We start from the raw sequence: 589 nt of genomic DNA, 5'->3' as shown, positions 1-589 counted from the left end.
GAAATCGGTCGTGCCGTCGGCCACGATCATAAAGTGATGCATGGACAGGATCGTCGGCAGATCCGCGTTGGGGCTCGCCAGCGTGATCTCGACTGTATTCTTGTCGACGGCCTTGAAGCCGGTCATCTGGACGGCGATCGCCGCGACTTTGGATCCCGTTGCTTTGTCCAGATGACGCTTCAGCGAGTAGATGACGTCATCGGAGGTCAAGTCCTTGCCGTTGTGGAAGGTAACGCCTTTCTTCAGCTTGATCGTCCAGGTCTGGGCATCGCTGCTCTCGATCGACTCGGCAAGCTCCATCTGGGGCACGCCCGCTTGGTCGAGAAATGTCAGGCGGTTGTAGAACGAGCAACAGCGCACATAGTCGGTCGATAGTGAGGCTTTGGCCGGGTCAAGCGTGTCGGCGGTCGAAGAGGACCAGCCCGCTGCTTTCAGAGCGCCTCCCTTGACGGGCGTCGCCGCTACCGCCTGCGATGCGCGGCCGAGGACCGTGCCGGCGGCTGCCATTGCCATGCCGTTGACAAGCATCAGCTTCAGAAGATCGCGGCGCGAAGCACCGCCGCGAATGGAGCGCTCGATCATCGCGTCG

The 589-nt window shown here is 61.3% G+C and carries 1 protein-coding gene; it reads right to left on the bottom strand.

All coding sequences use genetic code 11. From position 1 onward, the window contains the following. Window positions 1-589 (bottom strand): ABC transporter substrate-binding protein (locus tag AC1D00_RS44435; protein ID WP_477015119.1); only part of this gene is annotated, 589 nt, incomplete at both ends.

This window comes from Bradyrhizobium sp. P2_E8 (genome assembly GCF_056403875.1).
Note: the sequence above shows the minus strand (reverse complement) of the source record. Positions and strands in the feature narration are given on the sequence as shown.